The 18,794-nt window shown below is 70.3% G+C and carries 19 protein-coding genes and 1 tRNA gene; 13 read left to right on the top strand and 7 right to left on the bottom strand.

Annotation, left to right across the window (positions count from 1 at the left end; all coding sequences use genetic code 11):
- Positions 1 to 38 precede the first annotated feature (38 nt).
- Positions 39 to 1,283: a damage-control phosphatase ARMT1 family protein gene (locus ACIQM3_RS24425; RefSeq protein ID WP_401627555.1), complete on the top strand. Its 1,245-nt coding sequence runs from the start codon at positions 39 to 41 to the stop codon at positions 1,281 to 1,283.
- Here the strand turns inward: ACIQM3_RS24425 and ACIQM3_RS24420 are convergent.
- Positions 1,258 to 1,911, bottom strand: a complete 654-nt coding sequence (locus tag ACIQM3_RS24420; protein ID WP_401627553.1) for a TetR/AcrR family transcriptional regulator — start codon at positions 1,909 to 1,911, stop codon at positions 1,258 to 1,260. The two genes, ACIQM3_RS24425 and ACIQM3_RS24420, sit on opposite strands and share 26 nt — an antisense overlap.
- Positions 1,912 to 2,028: 117 nt before the next feature.
- Here ACIQM3_RS24420 and ACIQM3_RS24415 point away from each other — a divergent pair, with 117 nt between their 5' ends.
- From ACIQM3_RS24415 to ACIQM3_RS24390, 6 genes are all read left to right on the top strand, one after another.
- Positions 2,029 to 2,592 carry an NAD(P)H-dependent oxidoreductase gene (locus ACIQM3_RS24415; RefSeq protein ID WP_401627551.1) on the top strand — a complete coding sequence of 188 codons (564 nt, stop codon included), beginning with the start codon at positions 2,029 to 2,031 and terminating at the stop codon, positions 2,590 to 2,592.
- A 234-nt stretch (positions 2,593 to 2,826) separates the two neighbouring features.
- Positions 2,827 to 3,477 (top strand): GntR family transcriptional regulator, encoded by a 651-nt coding sequence (locus ACIQM3_RS24410; protein ID WP_401627549.1) that lies wholly within the window; start codon positions 2,827 to 2,829, stop codon positions 3,475 to 3,477.
- 121 nt (positions 3,478 to 3,598) lie between these two features.
- Positions 3,599 to 4,306 carry a 4-carboxy-4-hydroxy-2-oxoadipate aldolase/oxaloacetate decarboxylase gene (locus ACIQM3_RS24405; protein WP_401627548.1) on the top strand — a complete coding sequence of 236 codons (708 nt, stop codon included), beginning with the start codon at positions 3,599 to 3,601 and terminating at the stop codon, positions 4,304 to 4,306.
- Entirely contained in the window at positions 4,303 to 5,436 is a 1,134-nt protein-coding gene (locus tag ACIQM3_RS24400; protein WP_401627547.1) for a 4-oxalomesaconate tautomerase, read from the top strand. The genes ACIQM3_RS24405 and ACIQM3_RS24400 overlap by 4 nt, the downstream gene beginning before the upstream one ends.
- Positions 5,417 to 6,367, top strand: a complete 951-nt coding sequence (locus ACIQM3_RS24395; RefSeq protein ID WP_401627545.1) for a catechol 2,3-dioxygenase — start codon at positions 5,417 to 5,419, stop codon at positions 6,365 to 6,367. The genes ACIQM3_RS24400 and ACIQM3_RS24395 overlap by 20 nt, the downstream gene beginning before the upstream one ends.
- A 222-nt stretch (positions 6,368 to 6,589) precedes the next feature.
- On the top strand, positions 6,590 to 7,921 hold the full coding sequence (locus tag ACIQM3_RS24390) for an MFS transporter (protein ID WP_401627543.1): 1,332 nt from the start codon (positions 6,590 to 6,592) through the stop codon (positions 7,919 to 7,921).
- 84 nt (positions 7,922 to 8,005) lie between these two features.
- Here ACIQM3_RS24390 and ACIQM3_RS24385 read toward each other — a convergent pair.
- Positions 8,006 to 8,079, bottom strand: a tRNA-Pro gene (locus ACIQM3_RS24385).
- 90 nt (positions 8,080 to 8,169) lie between these two features.
- Positions 8,170 to 9,108 (bottom strand): metallophosphoesterase, encoded by a 939-nt coding sequence (locus ACIQM3_RS24380; protein ID WP_401627541.1) that lies wholly within the window; start codon positions 9,106 to 9,108, stop codon positions 8,170 to 8,172.
- A gap of 79 nt (positions 9,109 to 9,187) precedes the next feature.
- On the opposite strand from ACIQM3_RS24380, the gene ACIQM3_RS24375 reads away from it, so the two are divergent.
- Positions 9,188 to 9,652: a GatB/YqeY domain-containing protein gene (locus tag ACIQM3_RS24375; protein WP_362927278.1), complete on the top strand. Its 465-nt coding sequence runs from the start codon at positions 9,188 to 9,190 to the stop codon at positions 9,650 to 9,652.
- A gap of 79 nt (positions 9,653 to 9,731) precedes the next feature.
- Here the strand turns inward: ACIQM3_RS24375 and ACIQM3_RS24370 are convergent, their stop codons facing one another.
- Complete coding sequence (locus ACIQM3_RS24370) at positions 9,732 to 11,996, bottom strand: transglycosylase domain-containing protein (protein WP_401627539.1); 2,265 nt, start codon at positions 11,994 to 11,996, stop codon at positions 9,732 to 9,734.
- Between the two features lie 398 nt (positions 11,997 to 12,394).
- Between ACIQM3_RS24370 and ACIQM3_RS24365 the strand changes: the two genes are divergently transcribed.
- Positions 12,395 to 12,772 (top strand): WhiB family transcriptional regulator, encoded by a 378-nt coding sequence (locus ACIQM3_RS24365; RefSeq protein ID WP_401627537.1) that lies wholly within the window; start codon positions 12,395 to 12,397, stop codon positions 12,770 to 12,772.
- Positions 12,773 to 12,821: 49 nt separating this feature from the next.
- Here the strand turns inward: ACIQM3_RS24365 and ACIQM3_RS24360 are convergent, their stop codons facing one another.
- Positions 12,822 to 14,303: an ArsA-related P-loop ATPase gene (locus ACIQM3_RS24360; protein ID WP_401627535.1), complete on the bottom strand. Its 1,482-nt coding sequence runs from the start codon at positions 14,301 to 14,303 to the stop codon at positions 12,822 to 12,824.
- Entirely contained in the window at positions 14,300 to 15,334 is a 1,035-nt protein-coding gene (locus ACIQM3_RS24355) for an ArsA family ATPase (protein ID WP_401627534.1), read from the bottom strand. The genes ACIQM3_RS24360 and ACIQM3_RS24355 overlap by 4 nt, the downstream gene beginning before the upstream one ends.
- 71 nt (positions 15,335 to 15,405) lie before the next feature.
- On the opposite strand from ACIQM3_RS24355, the gene ACIQM3_RS24350 reads away from it, so the two are divergent.
- From ACIQM3_RS24350 to ACIQM3_RS24335, 4 genes are all read left to right on the top strand, one after another.
- Complete coding sequence (locus ACIQM3_RS24350) at positions 15,406 to 15,564, top strand: DUF4177 domain-containing protein (RefSeq protein ID WP_019992579.1); 159 nt, start codon at positions 15,406 to 15,408, stop codon at positions 15,562 to 15,564.
- Positions 15,564 to 16,034 (top strand): RidA family protein, encoded by a 471-nt coding sequence (locus ACIQM3_RS24345; protein WP_401627532.1) that lies wholly within the window; start codon positions 15,564 to 15,566, stop codon positions 16,032 to 16,034. The genes ACIQM3_RS24350 and ACIQM3_RS24345 overlap by 1 nt, the downstream gene beginning before the upstream one ends.
- 117 nt (positions 16,035 to 16,151) lie before the next feature.
- Positions 16,152 to 17,099 carry an NUDIX hydrolase gene (locus ACIQM3_RS24340; protein ID WP_401627530.1) on the top strand — a complete coding sequence of 316 codons (948 nt, stop codon included), beginning with the start codon at positions 16,152 to 16,154 and terminating at the stop codon, positions 17,097 to 17,099.
- Entirely contained in the window at positions 17,096 to 17,926 is an 831-nt protein-coding gene (locus ACIQM3_RS24335) for an MBL fold metallo-hydrolase (RefSeq protein ID WP_401627528.1), read from the top strand. Before ACIQM3_RS24340 ends, ACIQM3_RS24335 begins: the two co-directional genes overlap by 4 nt.
- Before the next feature lie 71 nt (positions 17,927 to 17,997).
- Here the strand turns inward: ACIQM3_RS24335 and ACIQM3_RS24330 are convergent, their stop codons facing one another.
- On the bottom strand, positions 17,998 to 18,672 hold the full coding sequence (locus tag ACIQM3_RS24330) for a Crp/Fnr family transcriptional regulator (RefSeq protein WP_031090867.1): 675 nt from the start codon (positions 18,670 to 18,672) through the stop codon (positions 17,998 to 18,000).
- Between the last annotated feature and the right edge of the window lie 122 nt (positions 18,673 to 18,794).

Here is an 18,794-nt window from a genome sequence, read left to right as displayed (position 1 = left end):
TGGGAGGAGCGGCTTCCCCCAGCAGGCAGACTGGGCACATGGGCGATACGCGAGCGACTTCCCGGGCCGTGGGAGACCTCGGCCTCCCTCCTGTGATCACGTGCCGGGAGCCGGGCAGTTTCGCCCGGGGCGTCATGGCCGAGCGTCATCCGGCCCTGATCGAGCAGGTGCGCGAAGCCTTCCCGTACGGCCCCCGGATCCACCGCGACCTGGACACCCTGCTCCACGAGATCGTCCACGGGGTCGTCGAACCGCTCGGCCCCGGCAGCCCGGACCGTGAGCTCTGGCTGGGGTGGGGGCGGGAGCACTTCGGACGTCCGTGGTTCGACGCGCCGTTCCTCTGGTCCGAGAGTTACTTCTACCGCAGGCTCCTGGGAGCCGTCGGCTACTTCGACGAGGGTCCGTGGCAGGGCGTAGACCCCTTCGCGTCCTTCAAGCGCGCGGAACTGCGCGGTCCCACGGTCGAGGAGGAACTCCGCTCGCTGGACGACCTCGCCGGCGCCCCCGCCGCCGATCGGGCGGCAGCCCTGCTCCAGGCCTCGCTGTGGGGGAACCGTGCTGATCTCGGCTTCCGCGGCCCGGCCGGCGAGGCCGACCCCGGCGAGGCCGACCCCGGTCTGGTGGCCGACGACAGCGCGGCGCTGTGGTCGCTTCTGCCCGTCGGGTCCCCGGCGACCGTCGCTGTCATCGCGGACAACACCGGGCGCGAGCTGATCCCCGACCTCGTCCTCATCGACCACCTTCTCGAACACGGCCACGCCGACCGGGTGGTGCTCCATGTGAAGCCCGGCCCGTATTACGTCTCCGACGCCATGACGGCCGACGTGGTCGACTGCCTGCGCCGGCTGAACAGCGCCCCCGGTGAGGCGGGAGCGATCGGCGTCCGGGTCTGGGAGGCCATGGGGGCCGGCCGGCTCGAGGTGCGTACCCACCCGTTCTTCTGCGCCCCGTTCCCGTACGAGCGGATGCCCGAGGACCTCCGGGCGGAGCTCGGCGCGGCCACGCTGACGATCCTGAAGGGCGACCTCAACTACCGGCGTCTGGTGGGCGACCGGCTGTGGCCGGCGACCGCGCCGTTCGCCGATCTCACGGCCTACTTCCCGAGTGCCGTCGCCGCGCTGCGCACGCTGAAGTCCGACGTCGTGGTGGGCCTGGATCCGCGGACCCTGGAGAGCCTGGACCGGTCCGGCCGGGAGTGGCGTACGAGCGGCACGCACGCCCTGGTACAGGTGCGGTCGCGGCCCGATGGGGCCGCCCTCAGCGCGCCACCCCGTAACGGCTGAGGAGGTCGTGCCAGCCCTGCTCCAACCGGTCGACGGCGATGCCCCGTTCACATGTCAGATGGTGGACGAGGGGCGTGTCGATCGACCCGAGCAGCGTGTGCGCGAGCAGTTCGGGCTCAGCCTCCGCGTGCGCCTGGCGGAGCAGCAGGGTGACATGGCTGAGCCTCAGCCGCTGCGCGGGGACCTCGTAGGTGCGCAGGGGGTCGGTGCGGGAGGCCAGGATCAACTCGTGGTGATCGCGTTCGTGGCGCATCAGGGCAGGGCCGAAGGCGTGCAGCCGCTCGGCCGCGGGGGCGTCCGGGCCCATGGGGGGTGGCCCGGAGAGGAAGGCGGCCTGCAGCAGGGCCTCGCGGTGGTCCAGGAGCGCGATGAGCAGGCCGGTGCGGTCCTTGAAGCGCCGGAAGACCGTGCCCTTGCCGACTCCGGCGGCTGCCGCGACCGATTCCATGGTGAGGTTCGCCGCCCCGCAGTGAGCCAGCAGGCGTGAGGCGGCGTCCAGCAGGAGCGCCCGATTGCGCGCCGCGTCCGCCCGCAGCATCTCGGGTTCGCCGACGGTGGCGAGCGTGAGATTCGTCCGTGCCTCGCCGGTGTCGGGCGGCCCGGGCGGCGGGGGGAGGGAGGCGGTCATGGCTTCAGGGTAGCCCCGGACGGACGGAAGTGGACCACGGTCCGTTTAGGTGGTACAACTTTAAACGGACTATGGTCCGCTTACTTCTGCAGTCTCCGTCTCCCGGGAGCTTCCCTCATGTCTGTACGCATCCTCGCCCTCGTCGGCAGCCTCCGCGCCGGCTCCCACAACCGCCAGCTCGCCGAGGCGGCCGTCAAGCACGCGCCCGAGGGTGCCGAGGTCGAGCTGTACGAGGGCCTCGTCGAGGTCCCCTTCTACAACGAGGACATCGACGTCGAGGGCAGCGTTCCGGCTGCCGCGGCCCGGCTGCGCGAGGCGGCCGGCCGGTCCGACGCGTTCCTGCTGTTCTCGCCCGAGTACAACGGCACCATGCCCGCCGTCCTGAAGAACGCCATCGACTGGCTGTCCCGCCCGTACGGCGCCGGCGCCATGACCGCCAAGCCGGTCGCCGTGGTCGGCACCGCCTTCGGCCAGTTCGGCGGCGTGTGGGCCCAGGACGAGGCCCGCAAGGCCGCGGGCCTCGCGGGCGGAGCGGTCCTGGCGGACGCCAAGCTCTCCATCCCCGGCTCCGTGACCCGCTTCGCCGAGCTCCACCCGGCGGACGACGCCGAGGTCGTCACCTCGCTGACCGAGGTGCTCCGTCAGGTCACCGAGGGCGCCACGGCAGCTGCTGCCGCCTGATCCACCCTTGACGGCGGTGCGCCGGGAATCCCGCACCCCGTCCTCGTGCCGCCCGGCATGACTCACGTGGGCCCGGTCCCCTCTCGTCACGAGAGGGGACCGGGCCCACGTGCCGTTGCGGGGGTGTTCTCCCGTGGGTCCGGTCCGCACCTCCGGCAATATGGCAAACAGAATCGTTGACAATCCTGTTCCCCTAGATTTAGGTTCGACAGGCACTCACTCAGGGGGGCAACGATGCCGAAGCAAGCCGGCCCGACCAGTGGGGAGCAGGCCAGGCAGCTGGCCCTGACCCAACTGCGGCAGGCGATTCTGCGCGGCGAGATGGCACCGGCCCAGCGGCTGGTGGAGAACGAACTCGCCGAGCAGTTCGGTGTGACACGGGCCAGCGTCAGAGCGGCGCTGATCGAGCTGGAGTCGGAGGGGCTGGTCGAGCGGATCCGTAACCGCGGATCGCGGGTTCGTGTGGTGAGCGTCGACGAAGCCGTCGCCATCACCGAGTGCCGTATGGCCCTGGAAGGGCTCTGCGCGGCCAAGGCAGCCGTCGCGGCCGACGCCGGACAGCTCGAACGGCTCACGGCGGTCGGCGAGGCCATGACCAAGGCCGTCGCCGACGGCGACCCCATGCTCTACTCCGACCTGAATCATGAGCTCCACGCCATGGTCAGGGAGTTCTCCGGGCAGCGGACGGCCGTGTCGCTCCTGGAGCGGCTGAACGGCCAGCTGGTGCGCCACAGGTTCCAGCTCGCCCTGAGGCCCGGACGCCCGCAGCAGTCCCTGAGTGAACACCTGGCCATGATCGACGCGATCAGGGCCAGGGAGCCGCAGGCGGCCGAAGCGGCCGTCCGCTCCCACCTGGCGAGCGTGATCGAGGCTCTGCGCGGGTGACGCGCGGCGTCTGATCGACGCACTGCGCGCATGGCGCGCCGCGCTGGTGGGCCGACGCCCTGTCCAGCAAGGAGAGTTCAGCCATGACAATCGAGACGGAGCGGATCACGGAGCCGCCGGCATGAGCGGCATCGTCGTCACCGGACCGCCGAGGGCGGACGCGCGGGACATCGAGGCGCTCGCACCGTACGGCGTCGCCACCGTGAGCGAGGCGATGGGCCGCACCGGCCTGCTCGGCCCCGAACTACGCCCCGTGCAACAGGGCGTACGGATCGTGGGCAGCGCGGTCACCGTGCTCAGCTGGCCCGGCGACAACCTCATGATCCATGCGGCGGTGGAGCAGTGCGGCGAGGGCGACGTCCTCGTCGTCACCACCACATCCCCCTCCACCGACGGCATGTTCGGAGAGCTGTTCGCCACCGCGCTCCAGAGGCGCGGGGTGCGCGGGCTGGTGATCAACGCGGGCATCCGCGACACCCAGGAGCTGCGGGACATGGGCTTCGCCGCGTGGGCGAAGGCGGTGTCCGCCCAGGGGACCGTGAAGGCGACCGGTGGTTCCGTCAACGTCCCGGTCGTCATCGGGGGCCAGGTGATCCGCCCGGGCGACGTCATCGTCGCCGACGACGACGGAGTGGTGGCCGTTCCCCGTGAGCGCGTCCGTGAGACCGCCGAGGCGTCCGGGGCGCGAGAGGCCAAGGAGGCCAAGGCGCGCGCGGCCTTCCTGGAGGGCCAACTCGGGCTGGACCGTTACGGACTGCGCGAGAAGCTCGAAGACCTCGGCGTGCGCTACACCGCGTACGAGGACCACGCGGGGGAGGCCGGGGCGTGACCGGCGGACCGGCCGAGGTCCGCTGCCTCCTGATGCGGGGCGGTACGTCCAAGGGGGCCTACTTCCTGGCGGAAGACCTGCCGCAGGACCCGGCCGCCCGCGACGACCTGCTGCTGCGGATCATGGGCAGCCCGGACCCGCGGCAGATCGACGGTCTCGGCGGGGCGCACCCGCTGACGAGCAAGGTCGCGGTCGTCTCCGTACCGGACGACCCGGACATCGATGTGGACTATCTCTTCCTCCAGGTCGCCGTGGACACCGCGGAGGTGTCCGACCGGCAGAACTGCGGCAACCTGCTCGCCGGGGTCGGCCCCTTCGCCTTGGAACGGGGCCTGGTCGCCGCCGGGGAGGGGCAGACGTCCGTACGCATCCGGATGGTCAACACCGGCGGCCTGGCCACGGCGGCCTTCCCCACCTCCGGCGGGCGCGTCGACTACACGGGGGCGGCCCGGATCTCCGGGGTGCCCGGGACCGCCGCACCGGTGGTGATCGAGTTCGCCCGGGGCGGCGGCCCGCTTCTGCCCACCGGCCGGGCCCGCGAAGTGATCGCCGGCACCTCGGTGACCTGCGTCGACAACGGCATGCCGACCGTCCTCATCCCGGCACAGGCCCTGGACATCACGGGTTACGAGACGCCGGGGGAGCTCGAGGAGAACAGCGCCCTGCGTGAGCGCCTGGAGCGGATCCGCCTCGAAGCGGGCCCCCTGATGGGCCTCGGCGACGTACACGACACGACGGTGCCCAAGCTCAGTCTGCTGGCCCCGCCCGCCCAGGACGGTGCGGTGACGACCCGAACCTTCATCCCGCACCGCTGCCACACCTCCATCGGCGTCCTCGGCGCCGCCGGCGTCGCGGCGGGGCTGCGCGTCTCCGGCAGCGTCGCCGAGGGCATCGCCCGGCTCCCCTCGGACAGCGACAGGCTGCGCATCGAGCACCCCACCGGGTTCATCGACATCGAGGCCGGTGTCGGAACGGGTGCGGACGGCAGTCCCGTCGTCAGGCGCACCGCGGTGGTGCGTACCGCGCGAAAGATCTTCGACGGCACCGTCTTCCCGCGGCCCGAGCGGACAGCTCCCCCGACCCCCGAACTCTCCCAGCAAGGAGCCACAGATGACTCCCCCTCTCGGTGACATCGCCCATGTCGGTCACGCCGAACTGCTCACTCCGGACCTCGAGGGCAGCGTCGGCTTCTTCACCGACTACCTCGGCCTGACGGTCAACGGGCAGGACGGTGACTCCGTCTACCTGCGCACCTTCGACGACTACGAGCACCACAGCCTCGTACTGACCGCCGCCGGGAAGCCGGGCCTGCGCCGCACCGCCCTGCGCACCTCCAGCGAGGAGGCCCTGGCGCGCAGGGTCGCCGAACTCGAAGCGGCGGGCCACGCGGGGCGCTGGGCGGAGGACGAGCCGGGCATCGGCAAGCTCTACCTCACGGCCGACCCCGACGGCCACGAGATCGCTCTGTACTGGGAGAGCGAGCACTACCAGGCACCCCCGGAGCTCAGGCCGGCGCTGAAGAACCAGCCGCAGGCCAAGCCCAACCGGGGTGTGGGGGTGCGCCGCCTCGACCACATCAACTTCCTCGCGGCCGACGTCGCCGCCAACGCCGACTTCCACCAGCACATCCTCGGCGCGCGGCCCACCGAACAGATCCAGCTCGACGACGGCAGGATCGGCGCGAAGTGGCTGACGTTCAACAACAAGTCGTACGACGTCGTCTACACCTCGGACTGGACGGGTTCCACCGGCCGCCTGCACCACATCGCGTTCGCCACCGACACACGTGAGGACATCCTGCGCGCGGCCGATCTCGCCATCGACAGCGGCGTGTTCATCGAGACGGGCCCGCACAAGCACGCCATCCAGCAGACGTTCTTCCTGTACGTCTACGAGCCCGGCGGCAATCGCATCGAGCTGTGCAACCCGCTCACCCGCCTCGTGCTCGCCCCCGACTGGCCCCTGATCACCTGGACCGAGGCCGAGCGCGCCAAGGGCCAGGCGTGGGGCCTGCGGACCATCGAGTCCTTCCACACCCACGGCACCCCGCCGCAGGACTGAACCGGCGGTGTGACGGGCAAGGCCGACGGGTCGGGGGCGACGGGGCTGGGGCCGCTTCGCGTGTTGCCAGATTGTTTCTGTGATTGTTGACAAAAACGTTGACGTTAATGGAGGGGTTCCTTAACGTCATCGGCACACTCGGATCCGCCGCGATCGAGCCGCACCCGCCCTCCCAGAGCTCCTTCAAGGGACAGAGCTGTCCCGGACGAGAGGAATACCCCGATGTCCTCCCCGACCCCCGCCCCCGGGGCCCGCAGCAGCCGGCTCGCCCTGCTGGTCGTCGGCCTGTGCTGGCTGGTCGTCCTCTTCGACGGCCTCGACATGTTCATCTACGGTTCCGTCCTGCCGCACATGCTGGAGACCAAGGCCCTCGGCATCGACCCGGGCAAGGCCGGTGACATCGGTTCCTACGCCACCTTCGGCATGCTGATCGGCGCCCTCTCCTCCGGCACCATCAGCGACTGGGCAGGCCGTAAGAAGACGATCGTCGTCTCCACCGCCGTCTTCTCGCTGGCCTCCGCCGTCTGCGCCGTGGCCGGCAGCCTCGGAGTCTTCAGCCTCGGCCGCTTCCTGGCGGGGCTCGGCCTCGGCGGCCTCCTGCCGAGCGCCATCACCCTGGTCAGCGAATACGCCCCGCGCGGCCGCGGCGCACTGATAGTCGGCTCCCTCATGACCGCCCACCAGGCCGGTGGGATCGTGGCCGGGTTCGTGGCGCTGTGGACCGGAGACTGGCGCGTGTCGTTCTGGGTCTGCGTGATCCCGCTCTTCGTCGGTGTCCCGCTGGCCATCAGGTTCCTGCCCGAGTCGCTCACGTTCCTGCAGGCCAAGGGGCGTACTGAAGAGGCGCAGGCACTCGCCGAGCGGTACGGCGTCGGGGCACCCGCCCCCACCGAGGACAGGAAGCGCCCGGTCGGCACCGACCGGTGGAGCGCGGTCGGCGCACTGTTCCGCGGCGGCCTGTGGGTGCAGACCCTCTTCTTCTGGCTGGCGTCCTTCGGCGGACTGCTGCTCGTCTACGGCGTCTCCCAGTGGCTGCCCTCGATGATGCGCGCCGCAGGCTACGACCTCGGCTCCTCGCTCGGCTTCGTCATCGTCATCAACCTCGGCGGCATCGTCGGGATGCTCGTCGGCGGCAAGCTCACCGACCGGTTCGGCGGCGCGCGCATCTGCGCGATCTGGTTCGGCGCCACCGCCGTCGGCGTCTACCTGCTGAGCGTCCACATGCCGCTGGCCGTCACCTACGTCGTGGTGTTCCTGACCGGCCTGTTCCTCTTCAGCGCCCAGGCGATGATCTACGCCACGGTGGCCGCCCACTCGGACGACGACAACCGCGCCACCGCGGTCGGCTGGACCTCCGGCATGGGCCGCTTCGGCGCGGTCTTCGGCCCCTGGCTCGGCGGCCAGCTCCTCGCCACCGGCTCGACCACCACGGGCTTCACCGTCTTCGCGGCCGCGGGTGTCTTCTCGCTGATCTTCATCGGCCTGACCGGCCTGCCGTCCGTGAAGCGCTCCACGGACAGCGACTCCACCCGCCCGGTGGCCGCGGCGGGCTGAACCGCCGGCCCGCCCGGCCCCCGGACACGACAAAGGCCAGGTCCTGAATTCAAGGACCTGGCCTTTGACCTGGTGTTTCAGCTGTCGGGGTGGCGGGATTTGAACCCACGACCTCTTCGTCCCGAACGAAGCGCGCTGCCAAGCTGCGCTACACCCCGATGTCCACCGATTGTCCCGGCGACATCGATTACTTTAGCCCACCCGCGCCCGGAGGCGAAATCCGGTTTATGTGCCCCGGGCGGGGAGCCTCAGTCGCGGGGCGTCAGTGTCAGCAGGGTCGCCTCGGGCGGGCAGGCGAAGCGGACCGGGGTGTATCGGTTCGTGCCGCAGCCCGCGGAGACGTGGAGGTAGGCGCGCTGCTCGCCGACCGTGTGGCCGGAGAGGCCCTTCACCCGGTCCGTGTCCAGATCGCAGTTGGTGACGAGGGCACCGTAGAAGGGGATGCAGAGCTGGCCGCCGTGGGTGTGGCCGGCCAGGATCAGGGGGTAGCCGTCCGCCGTGAAGGCGTCCAGGGAGCGCAGGTACGGGGCATGGACGACGCCGATCGAGAGGTCCGCGCCCGTCTCGGGGCCGCCGGCGACCTCGGCGTAACGGTCCCGCTTGATGTGGGGGTCGTCCAGGCCGGTGAACGCGATCTCGAGCCCGTCGGCCTTGATCCGGCCCCGGGTGTTGGAGAGGTTCAGCCAGCCCGCCTCGTCGAAGGCGTCCCGCATCGGCTCCCACGGGTTGTGGACGGCGCTGACCGCCGGTGCGTTCCCGTTGAGCCCGTGCTTGCCCTGCGTCTTCTCCAGGAGGTAGCGGACGGGGTTACGGAGCTTCGGGCCGTAGTAGTCGTTGGAGCCGAAGACGTAGACCCCGGGGAACTCCATCAGCGGGCCGAGCGCGTCGAGCAGCTCCGGTACGGCTTCCGGGTCGGAGAGGTTGTCGCCGGTGTTGACGACGAAGTCCGGACGGAGGCCCGCCAGCGACTGCAGCCAGGCGCGCTTCTTGCGCTGGCCGCCCACCATGTGGATGTCGGAGACCTGGAGCACGCGCAACGGGCGTGCCCCGTGCGGGAGTACGGGAATCGTGATCCGGCGGAGGCGGAACGAGCGTGCCTCGAATCCGGCCGCGTATACGAGGCCGGCGGCACCGACTGCTGCGCCGACTGCCGTTACTTTCAGGGGTACTCCGTAGCGTGCGCGCATGGTGCCATCGTCGCAGAAACGGCGCGGTGGGACGAAAACAGACGGGCGGCAGGTGCCCCGTACCTGTCACAATCGCCGCATGACCACGCTCAAGTCCAAGCTCAAGGAAGACCTCACCACGGCCATGAAGGCGCGTGACGAGCTCACCTCGTCCACCCTCCGGCTCACCCTGACCGCGATCACCAAGGAAGAGGTCAGCGGCAAGACGTCGCGCGAGCTCTCCGACGACGAGGTGCAGAAGGTGATCGCCAAGGAGGCGAAGAAGCGCCGTGAGGCGGCCGAGGCCTTCGCGCAGGGCGGCCGGACGGAGCAGGCCGAGCGGGAGAAGGCCGAGGGTGAACTGCTCGACGCGTACCTGCCGAAGCAGCTCTCCGACGACGAGCTGGACGTGATCGTCGCGCAGGCCGTCCAGGAGGCGAGGAGCGCCGGTGCCGAAGGGCCCCGGGCGATGGGCGCCGTCATGAAGATCGTCAACCCGAAGGTGGCCGGGCTTGCCGACGGCGGCCGGGTCGCCGCAACGGTGAAGAAGCTGCTCGCGGGCTGAGACCGACACGTGAAAGGAGGGGCGCCCCCGGCTCGGGGCGCCCCTCCTCTCTCATCAGGTCGTCGTGCGATCCGGACGGTCAGGGACCGTTGCCGCCGCGCCCGCCGCCGTCATTCCCGCCGATGATGCCGGGCGGCAGGGTGATGCCGCCGATGGGGTCGGAGCCGGGCTTGTCGTTGCCATTGCCGTTCCCGTTGCCGCCGCCGCCGCCACCGTTGCCGTCGCCGCGGTCGCCGCCGTCGTCCTTCTCCTTGTCCTTCGCCTTCTCCTTGGCGCGGGGCACCGAGATCGGGTTGAAGGACGGGGTCTCCGACGCGTCCAGCGCGCCGGTCATCGCCGTCTTCCAGATGGGACCGGGAAGGCAGCCGCCGCAGACCTTGTCGTAGTACTGGCCGCCGATGGTGATGTCGTACATCTTGGTCGTCTTCTCACCGATGTCGTCACCGACCCAGACCGCGGTGGAGAGGTTCGGGGTGTAGCCGACGAACCAGGCGTCGAGACGGTCGTTCGTCGTACCGGTCTTGCCGGCGTTGTCACGGTCGGAGAGACCGGCCAGTTGACCGGTGCCGTCCTCGACCACGCCCTTGAGCATCTGGCTGATGGTGTCCGCCGTCTTCTCCTCCATCGCGCGGGAGCACTTCGTCTTCGGTACGCCGATCTTCTTGCCGTTGGCGTCGGTGATCGACTCGATGGCGATGGGGGAGCAGTACGTGCCCCGGTTGGCGAACGTGGCGTACACGGAGGCCATCGACAGCGGGGTGCTCACTTCACCGCCGAGGGTGATCGAGGCGTTCTCCTCGATCTGCTTGCCGTCACCACGCTCGTAGCCGACCTTCTTCGCCATCTGGACCGTCTCGCAGAGCCCGGCCTTCTGTTCCAGCTTGGCGAAGTAGGTGTTGATGGACTTGCCGAGCGCGCTCGTCATGTCCCAGCTGCCCTTTTCGGACTCCATCTCGTTCTGGAGGTCCCAGTTGCTGCTGCCGGTCGGGGCTCCCGCACACGTACGGAAGGAGTTCAGCGGCAGCGAGATCTTCCAGTCGGTGGCGTAGCTCTCCGCCGGGCTGATGCCCTTCTCCAGGGCGGCGGCGGCGGTGATCGGCTTGAAGGTCGAGCCGACCTGGAAGCCGTAGGTGCTGCCGCCCATCTTGTTGCTGACGCCGAGGTTGAGGACCGTCTCGTTCTTCTTCTGGTCCAGGCCGTACGGCCTGGACTGGCCCATCGAGAGGATCTTGCCGGTACCGGGCTCGACCTGCACCACCGAGGCGGCGACCTTGTCGTCCTTGTAGACCTTCGAGGTCGCGGCCTCGTCGGCCGCCTTCTGCGCGCGCGGCGAGAGTGTGGTCCTGATGGTCAGGCCGCCGAGGTTCCAGAGCTTGGAGCGCTCCTCGTCGGTCTTCCCGAAGGCCGGGTCGGTCAGGATCGTCTTGCGCACGTAGTCGCAGAAGAACCCGGCGCCGCTCACGGCGGTGATGCAGCCGTTCTTCGGCCTGCTGACCTTCAGCGCGAGAGGGCTGGCGATGGCCTTCTGGGCCTCGGCCTTCGAGATGCTGCCGACGGCGGCCATACGCTGCAGCACGGTGTTGCGCCGCTTGGTCGCCTCCTCCGTGTCGTTGACCGGGTCGTAGCGGGTCGGCGACTGGACGAGGCCGGCCAGCATCGCGGCCTCTTCCACCTTCAGGTCCTTGGCGTGCTTGGAGAAGTAGCGCTGGGAAGCCGCCTCGACCCCGTAGGCCTGCTGCCCGAAGAAGGTGATGTTGAGGTAGTTCTCCAGGATCTTCTTCTTGCCGAGCTCTTCCTCGACCTGGATCGCGTACTTCAGCTCCCGGACCTTGCGGCCCAGGGTCTGCTGCGTGGCCTCGGCGACCTTGTCGGGGTCGTCGCCCGCCTCCTCGACGAAGACGTTCTTCACGTACTGCTGGGTGAGCGTCGAGGCGCCCTGTGCGGCGCCGCCCTCCTGCACGTTGCGGTTCATCGCGCGCAGGATGCCCTTGAGGTCCACCGCACCGTGCTCGTAGAAGCGCGAGTCCTCGATCGCGATGATCGCGTCCTGCATGTACGGCGAGATGTCCTTGAGCGGGACGACGGTGCGGTCACGCGAGTACACCGTGGCGATCGCGCCGCCCTCGCTGTCCAGGATCGTGGTCCGCTGGCTCAGCGGTGGGGTCTTGAGGTTGGAAGGGATCTCGTCGAATCCCTCGACCGTCCCCTTGGCGGCGAGCCCGAGTGCGCCGGCGGCCGGCAGTGCGATGCCGGCCAGCACAGCTCCGGAGAGCGCGGCGACACCGAGGAACTTGGCGGCCTGCTGGGTCGTCGTCAGACCCCCGCCTGAGCGCTTCTTTGGCATGGGGGCAGCCTACGTTCTCATTCGCCGGACACACGTATAGGCCTTGGCCTAAGCTGCTCTCAACTGTCACAGCAGTCCGGTTTTGCATCAACCCCCTTGCACGCCCCTCAACGGAATTCAGCCACCTGCCGAGGCATTCCCGAATTCGCCTCATGTGTCGCTCAATGTCCGTTGCGACTTGGGGTTTCTGTCCCGATTCCGTCGGGAAGGTCCCGCATGTCCTCCCGTCACTCCCCTGGGTGATCTGCCGCGTACGCATAGTCCGTTCGGACCATTCAAGATTGGGCCCGAAGGGGGTGTTGTGCTGTCGCCACCTTCCGTAACGTCCTCAACTGGCAGCGGTGAATATGCCGCTACCGCCGTGGGGGAGCCTCGATTCGGGAGAGGACGGCGCCGGCATGGGCTGGGTAACCGACTGGAGTGCGCAGGCAGCCTGCCGCACTACCGATCCGGATGAATTGTTCGTACAAGGGGCAGCGCAGAACAGGGCCAAGGCGGTGTGCACCGGTTGCCCGGTGCGGACCGAGTGCCTGGCTGATGCGCTGGACAATCGCGTCGAGTTCGGCGTGTGGGGCGGAATGACGGAGCGGGAGCGCCGCGCACTGCTGCGCCGAAGGCCAACCGTCACGTCCTGGCGCCGCCTGCTGGAGACCGCGCGCAGTGAGTACGAGCGGTCCACGGGGATGCTGCCGGCAGCGGTGGGTCTGCACGACGATCTGCACGACGAGGGTCTGCACGACGACGAACTGCACGAGACGTTCGCCGCCGTGGGGTAAGTGCGGGCAGTGCCGCACGGACCGCCCCGGGGCACGCCCGGTGGTGGTCCTAGGCAGCTCCGGCCGGCGCGGAAGCGGAACCGGTCGCGAGCAGTTCCCCGATGGCCCTGAGGCCTGAGAGGTCGTGTACGTCACCGGGCAGCGCGGCCACCTCGGCCACCGGCACCTCGGGGTGAAGCGTGGTGAAGTGGTCCCGGGTGTGCTGCTCGCGTGCGACGACGTGCATCCGCTCCGCGTGCAGCCGCAACAGACCCGCGGTCAGCTGCTCGATGGAGACCTCGACGGATACGGCGTCCGTGGCGGGTGTGCTGTGCCTGTCTGCTTCCGTGCGCGCGGCTTCCGTGTGCGCGGCTTCTGTGCGCGCGGCTGGTCCGGACGGGTCAGGCGATTTCCGGCCACGGCCGTGCGGCTCGGGCTCAGGGGTGTGCGTCGTCCGGTCGTGCTGGGGCGGCTCCTGCTGTGACGGCTCGTGCGGGGCGTGCTCGTTGCTGCGCTCGGGGGAGAGCGGCTCCGGGGCTTCGGGAGAGGCGGCGGACCCAGGGTCCACGTCACCAAGGCCAGCCTTCCCGGCCGTCTGATCCACAATGCCGACGCCTTCAAGATTTTCTGCGGCTGCCAGCGCCTGCTCCGAGGAGAGCCGTGCGGCCTCGCTTCCGTGCACCCGGTTGAGGACCAGGCCGGCCAGTGGCATCTCCTCCGCGGCCAGTCGTTCCACGAAGTACGCGGCCTCGCGCAGTGCGTCCCGCTCCGGCGTCGCCACCACGAGGAACGCCGTGCCGGGCGCCTGCAGCAGCTTGTACGTGGCGTCGGCCCGGGTACGGAATCCGCCGAACATGGAGTCCATCGCGGCGACGAAGGTCTGTACGTCGCGGAGGAACTGTCCGCCGAGCAGCTTGCCGAGCGTCCCCGTCATCATCGACATCCCGACGTTGAGGAACTTCATCCCGGCACGCCCGCCGATCTTCGCCGGGGCGATCAGCAGCCGGATGAACTTCCCGTCCAGGAAGGAGCCGAGACGTTTCGGCGCGTCCAGGAAGTCCAGCGCGGAACGGGACGGCGGAGTGTCGACGATGATCAGGTCCCACTCGTCGCGCGCCCGCAGCTGGCCCAGCTTCTCCATCGCCATGTACTCCTGCGTGCCCGCGAACCCGGCCGACAGGGACTGGTAGAAGGGGTTCTCCAGGATCGCGCGCGCCCGCTCGGCATCCGTGTGCGCCTCGACGGTCTCGTCGAAGGTGCGCTTCATGTCGAGCATCATGGCGTGCAGCTCGCCCTCGCCCTCGATGTCCTCGACCCGGCGCGGGATGTTGTCCAGCTGGTCGATGCCCATGGACTGGGCGAGCCGGCGGGCCGGGTCGATGGTGAGGACGACGACCTTGCGCCCGCGCTCGGCCGCCCGTACGCCGAGAGCCGCCGCGGTCGTGGTCTTGCCCACGCCCCCGGAACCGCAGCACACGACGATACGGATCTCCGGGTCGTCCAGGAGCGCGTCGGTCTCCAGCCCCGGTGCGATGTCCGTGCCCAGTGTCATGACCCCACCCCTTCTCCGGATCCGCGTCGCTTCCCGCCCCGGGCCCTCTGCCCCGCCGCGTCCGCGGTCTCGTCGCCCACACCCTGCTTGCGGAACTCCGCCGCCAGCTCGTGCAGCGCGTTCGGACTCACTCCCTCACCCATCAGCGGGAGCTCGGCCATGGGCAGTCCCAGCCCCGCCAGCACCGCCCGTTGCTCACGCTCCAGGCCGACGCGCTGGGCGTGCTCGGCGGCCTGCGTGACGAGCGGTCGTACCAGCCCGGCGGAACCTGTCACCCCGGCCCGGGTGAGCGTCTTCGCGATCTCCTTGCGACGGTCTCCCGAGGCCGTACGCAGCGCGTCCTCGTCCAGGAGGTGGGGCCGCACCATGTTCACGACGACCCGGCCCACGGGCAGTTCGGCGGCGCGGAGCTCGGCGATGCCGTCCGCTGTCTCCTGGACCGGCATCTCCTCCAGGAGCGTCACCAGGTGGACCGCCGTCTCGGGGGACTTCAGGACCCGCATCACGGCCTGCGCCTGATTGTGTATGGGGCCGATCCGCGCCAGCCCGGCCACCTCGTCGTTCACGTTGAGGAAGCGGGTGATGCGGCCGGTGGGGGGCGCGTCCATGATCACGTAGTCGTAGACGAACCTGCCCTGCTTGTCCTTGCGGCGTACGGCCTCGCAGGCCTTGCCCGTCAGCAGGACGTCGCGGACCCCCGGGGCGATGGTGGTGGCGAAGTCGATCGCGCCGAGCTTCTTCAGGGCCCGGCCCGCGCTGCCCAGCTTGTAGAACATCTGGAGGTAGTCCAGAAGTGCGCGCTCGGCGTCGATCGCCAGTGCGTGGACCTCGCCGCCGCCGGGAGCCACGGCGATCCTGCGTTCCTCGTAGGGGAGTGGTTCGGACTCGAAGAGCTGGGCGATGCCCTGCCTGCCCTCGACCTCCACGAGGAGAGTGCGCCTGCCCTCGGTCGCGAGGGCGAGCGCGAGTGCGGCGGCGACCGTGGTCTTACCGGTCCCGCCCTTGCCGCTGACGACCTGGAACCTGCTCACGTCTTCGAGCCTAACCAGTCGGCAGGCAGGCTACGCACGAGGCCGCCTGTGCCAGGCATTACAGTCGGCTCATGACCAAGTGGGAATACGCGACCGTGCCCCTTCTCGTGCACGCGACCAAGCAGATTCTGGACACCTGGGGCGAGGACGGCTGGGAGCTGGTCCAGGTCGTTCCCGGCCCGAACAACCCCGAGCAGCTCGTGGCCTACCTGAAGCGGGAGAAGCCGTAGTGGCGGGCGCCGTCGAGGCGAAGCTCGCCGAACTCGGCCTGGCGCTCCCGGACGTCGTACCGCCGCTGGCCTCCTACCAGCCGGCCGTGCAGTCGGGGGTGTACGTCTACACCTCCGGCCAGCTCCCGATGGTGGGCGGCACACTCGCGGTGACCGGCAAGGTCGGCGCCGAGGTGACGGCGGACGAGGCCAAGGAACTGGCGAGGACCTGCGCACTGAACGCCCTCGCGGCGGTGAAGTCGGTCGCCGGCGACCTGGACCGGATCGCCCGGGTCGTGAAGGTCGTGGGCTTCGTCGCCTCCGCCACCGACTTCACCGGGCAGCCGGGGGTCGTCAACGGTGCGAGCGAGCTCCTGGGCGCGGTCCTGGGCGACAAGGGCGTGCACGCCCGCAGTGCCGTCGGCGTGGCGGTGCTGCCGCTGGACGCACCGGTCGAGGTCGAGGTCCAGGTCGAGCTCGTCGACGCCTGATCCCGCACTTCCATGATCCCGTCCGGTCCTGGGACCGGGCGGGATCTGTGTGTAAGGGGCAGGGAACGGTGCCCGGGGGCCCTCGAACATCGGCGCGGTTCCGGATAGCCTCCGGCCATGTCCAACGGTCAGTGGTACCCACCGGAATGGCCCGCCCGGATCCGGGCCCTCGCCAGCGGCGAGCTGACAGCCGTGACCCCCAGGCGTGCGGCCACGGTGATGCTGCTCCGGGACGACACGTCGGGGCCGGACACCTCCGGTCCCGCCGTGCACATGCTGCGCCGGCGCACCTCCATGGCGTTTGCCGGCGGTGCGTACGCCTATCCGGGTGGCGGGGTCGACCCGCGCGACGACGACCACCTCGTGCGCTGGGCGGGACCGTCCCTGGACACCTGGGCCGCCCGCCTCGGTGTCGCCACGGCCGCCGAGGCTCAGGCCGTCGTCTGCGCCGCGGTCCGTGAGACGTACGAGGAAGCGGGCGTCCTGCTGGCCGGGCCGACCGCCGACACCGTCGTGAGCGACACCACGGGCGCCGGCTGGGAGGCCGACCGTGAGGCCCTCGTCGCCAGGGAGCTGTCCTTCGCGGGGTTCCTGGACCGCAGGGGCCTGGTGCTGCGTTCCGATCTGCTGGCCGCGTGGGCGCGCTGGATCACCCCCGCCTTCGAACCGCGACGCTACGACACCTGGTTCTTCGTGGCCGCCCTCCCGGAGGGTCAGCGCACCCGGAACGCCTCCACCGAGGCCGACCGGACGGTGTGGATCCGGCCCGGCGACGCCGCCGACGGCTACGACAAGGGCGAACTGCTGATGATGCCGCCCACCGTGGCCACCCTGCGGGCGCTGAGGCCGTACGGGACGGCCGCGGAGGCGCTGAAGGCAGCGGATTCCCAGAACCTTGCTCCCGTGCTGGCAGAAGCCCGTATGGAGGGCGACGAGCTGGTGTTGAGCTGGCCGGGCCATGACGAGTTCACCAAACACGTCCCGACGGCAGGCGGAACCGCTTCCCCCTCAGCTGCGGAGGGCGCGGATCCCACCACCGGCATCACGGACGGGGCCGCCTCGTGAGCGACGCGGCCGCACTGCCCGGACAGCCCCGCGGCGGGGTCCTCCCCGGGCCCGCCACCACCCGTACGGTCAACGTCCTGGCCCCCAACGCGTCCGCGATGACCCTGGACGGCACGAACACCTGGATCGTCGCCGAACCGGACTCGGACCTGGCGGTGGTGATCGACCCGGGGCCGCTCGACGACGTACACCTGCGGGCCGTCATCGACACCGTGGAACGGACGGGCAGGCGCGTCGGTCTCACCCTGCTCACGCACGGGCACCCTGATCACGCGGAGGGTGCGCCCCGGTTCGCCGAGCTCACGCGCACGAAGGTGCGCGCCCTGGACGCGGCGCTGCGGCTTGGCGACGAGGGGCTCGCCGCAGGCGACGTGATCACCACGGGCGGGCTGGAACTCCGGGTCGTCCCCACGCCGGGACACACCGCGGACTCGCTCTCCTTCCACCTGCCGGCCGACCGGGCCGTGCTGACGGGCGACACGATCCTCGGGCGCGGCACCACCGTCGTCGCCCACCCGGACGGGCGGCTCGGGGACTACCTGGACACTCTGCGGCGGCTGCGCTCGCTGACCGTCGACGACGGGGTGCACACGGTGCTCCCGGGGCACGGGCCGGTGCTGGAGGACGCGCAGGGCGCCGTCGAGTTCTATCTCGCCCACCGGGCGCACCGCCTGGCCCAGGTGGAGACGGCCGTGGAGGCGGGGCACCGGACGCCCGCCGAGGTCGTGGCGGCGGTGTACGCGGATGTGGACCGTTCCCTCTGGCCGGCGGCGGAGCTGTCGGTGCGGGCCCAGCTGGAGTACCTGACCGAGCACGGCCTGATCTGACCCGGACCGGCCCCGGGAGGTACGCGAAAGGCCCCACCGGCGGTGGGGCCTTTTCGGCGAGCGTGCGTGCGTCAGCGGGACCGCTTCGCCAGCCGCTCCACGTCCAGAAGGATCACGGCGCGCGCCTCGAGCCGCAGCCAGCCGCGGCCCGCGAAGTCCGCGAGCGCCTTGTTGACCGTCTCGCGGGAGGCGCCGACCAGCTGGGCCAGCTCTTCCTGCGTCAGGTCGTGCACGACGTGGATGCCCTCCTCCGACTGCACGCCGAAGCGGCGCGACAGATCGAGGAGCGCGCGGGCGACGCGGCCCGGCACATCGGAGAAGACCAGGTCGGACATCTGGTCGTTGGTCTTGCGCAGGCGGCGGGCGACGGCGCGCAGCAGCGCGGTGGCCACCTCGGGGCGGGCGTTCAGCCAGGGCTGGAGGTCTCCGTGGCCGAGGCCGAGGAGCTTGACCTCGGTGAGCGCGCTCGCGGTCGCGGTGCGCGGGCCGGGGTCGAAGAGCGACAGCTCCCCGATCAGCTCGCCGGGGCCGAGGACGGCCAGCATGTTCTCCCGCCCGTCGGGTGAGGTGCGGTGGAGCTTCACCTTGCCCTCGGTGACCACGTACAGGCGGTCGCCCGGGTCGCCCTCGTGGAACAGCGCGTCACCGCGTGCGAGGGTCACCTCACTCATCGAGGCGCGGAGCTCCGCGGCCTGCTCGTCATCGAGCGCCGCGAAAAGCGGGGCGCGCCGCAGAACGTCGTCCACGAGTTCTCTCCTTGTCGGCCTGTTCAGGGAAGCGTCGTTTCCATGATGCCGGACGGTAAAACAGTGCGATCGATCACAAACCAGTTTGACGCACGGGCGTGCCGGACCCTACGGCAGGGGGC

The organism is Streptomyces sp. NPDC091271, from assembly GCF_044757505.1.
Taxonomy (GTDB): domain Bacteria; phylum Actinomycetota; class Actinomycetes; order Streptomycetales; family Streptomycetaceae; genus Streptomyces.
The sequence above is the reverse complement of the archived record's forward strand: the minus strand, read 5'-3'. Positions and strand labels throughout refer to the sequence as shown.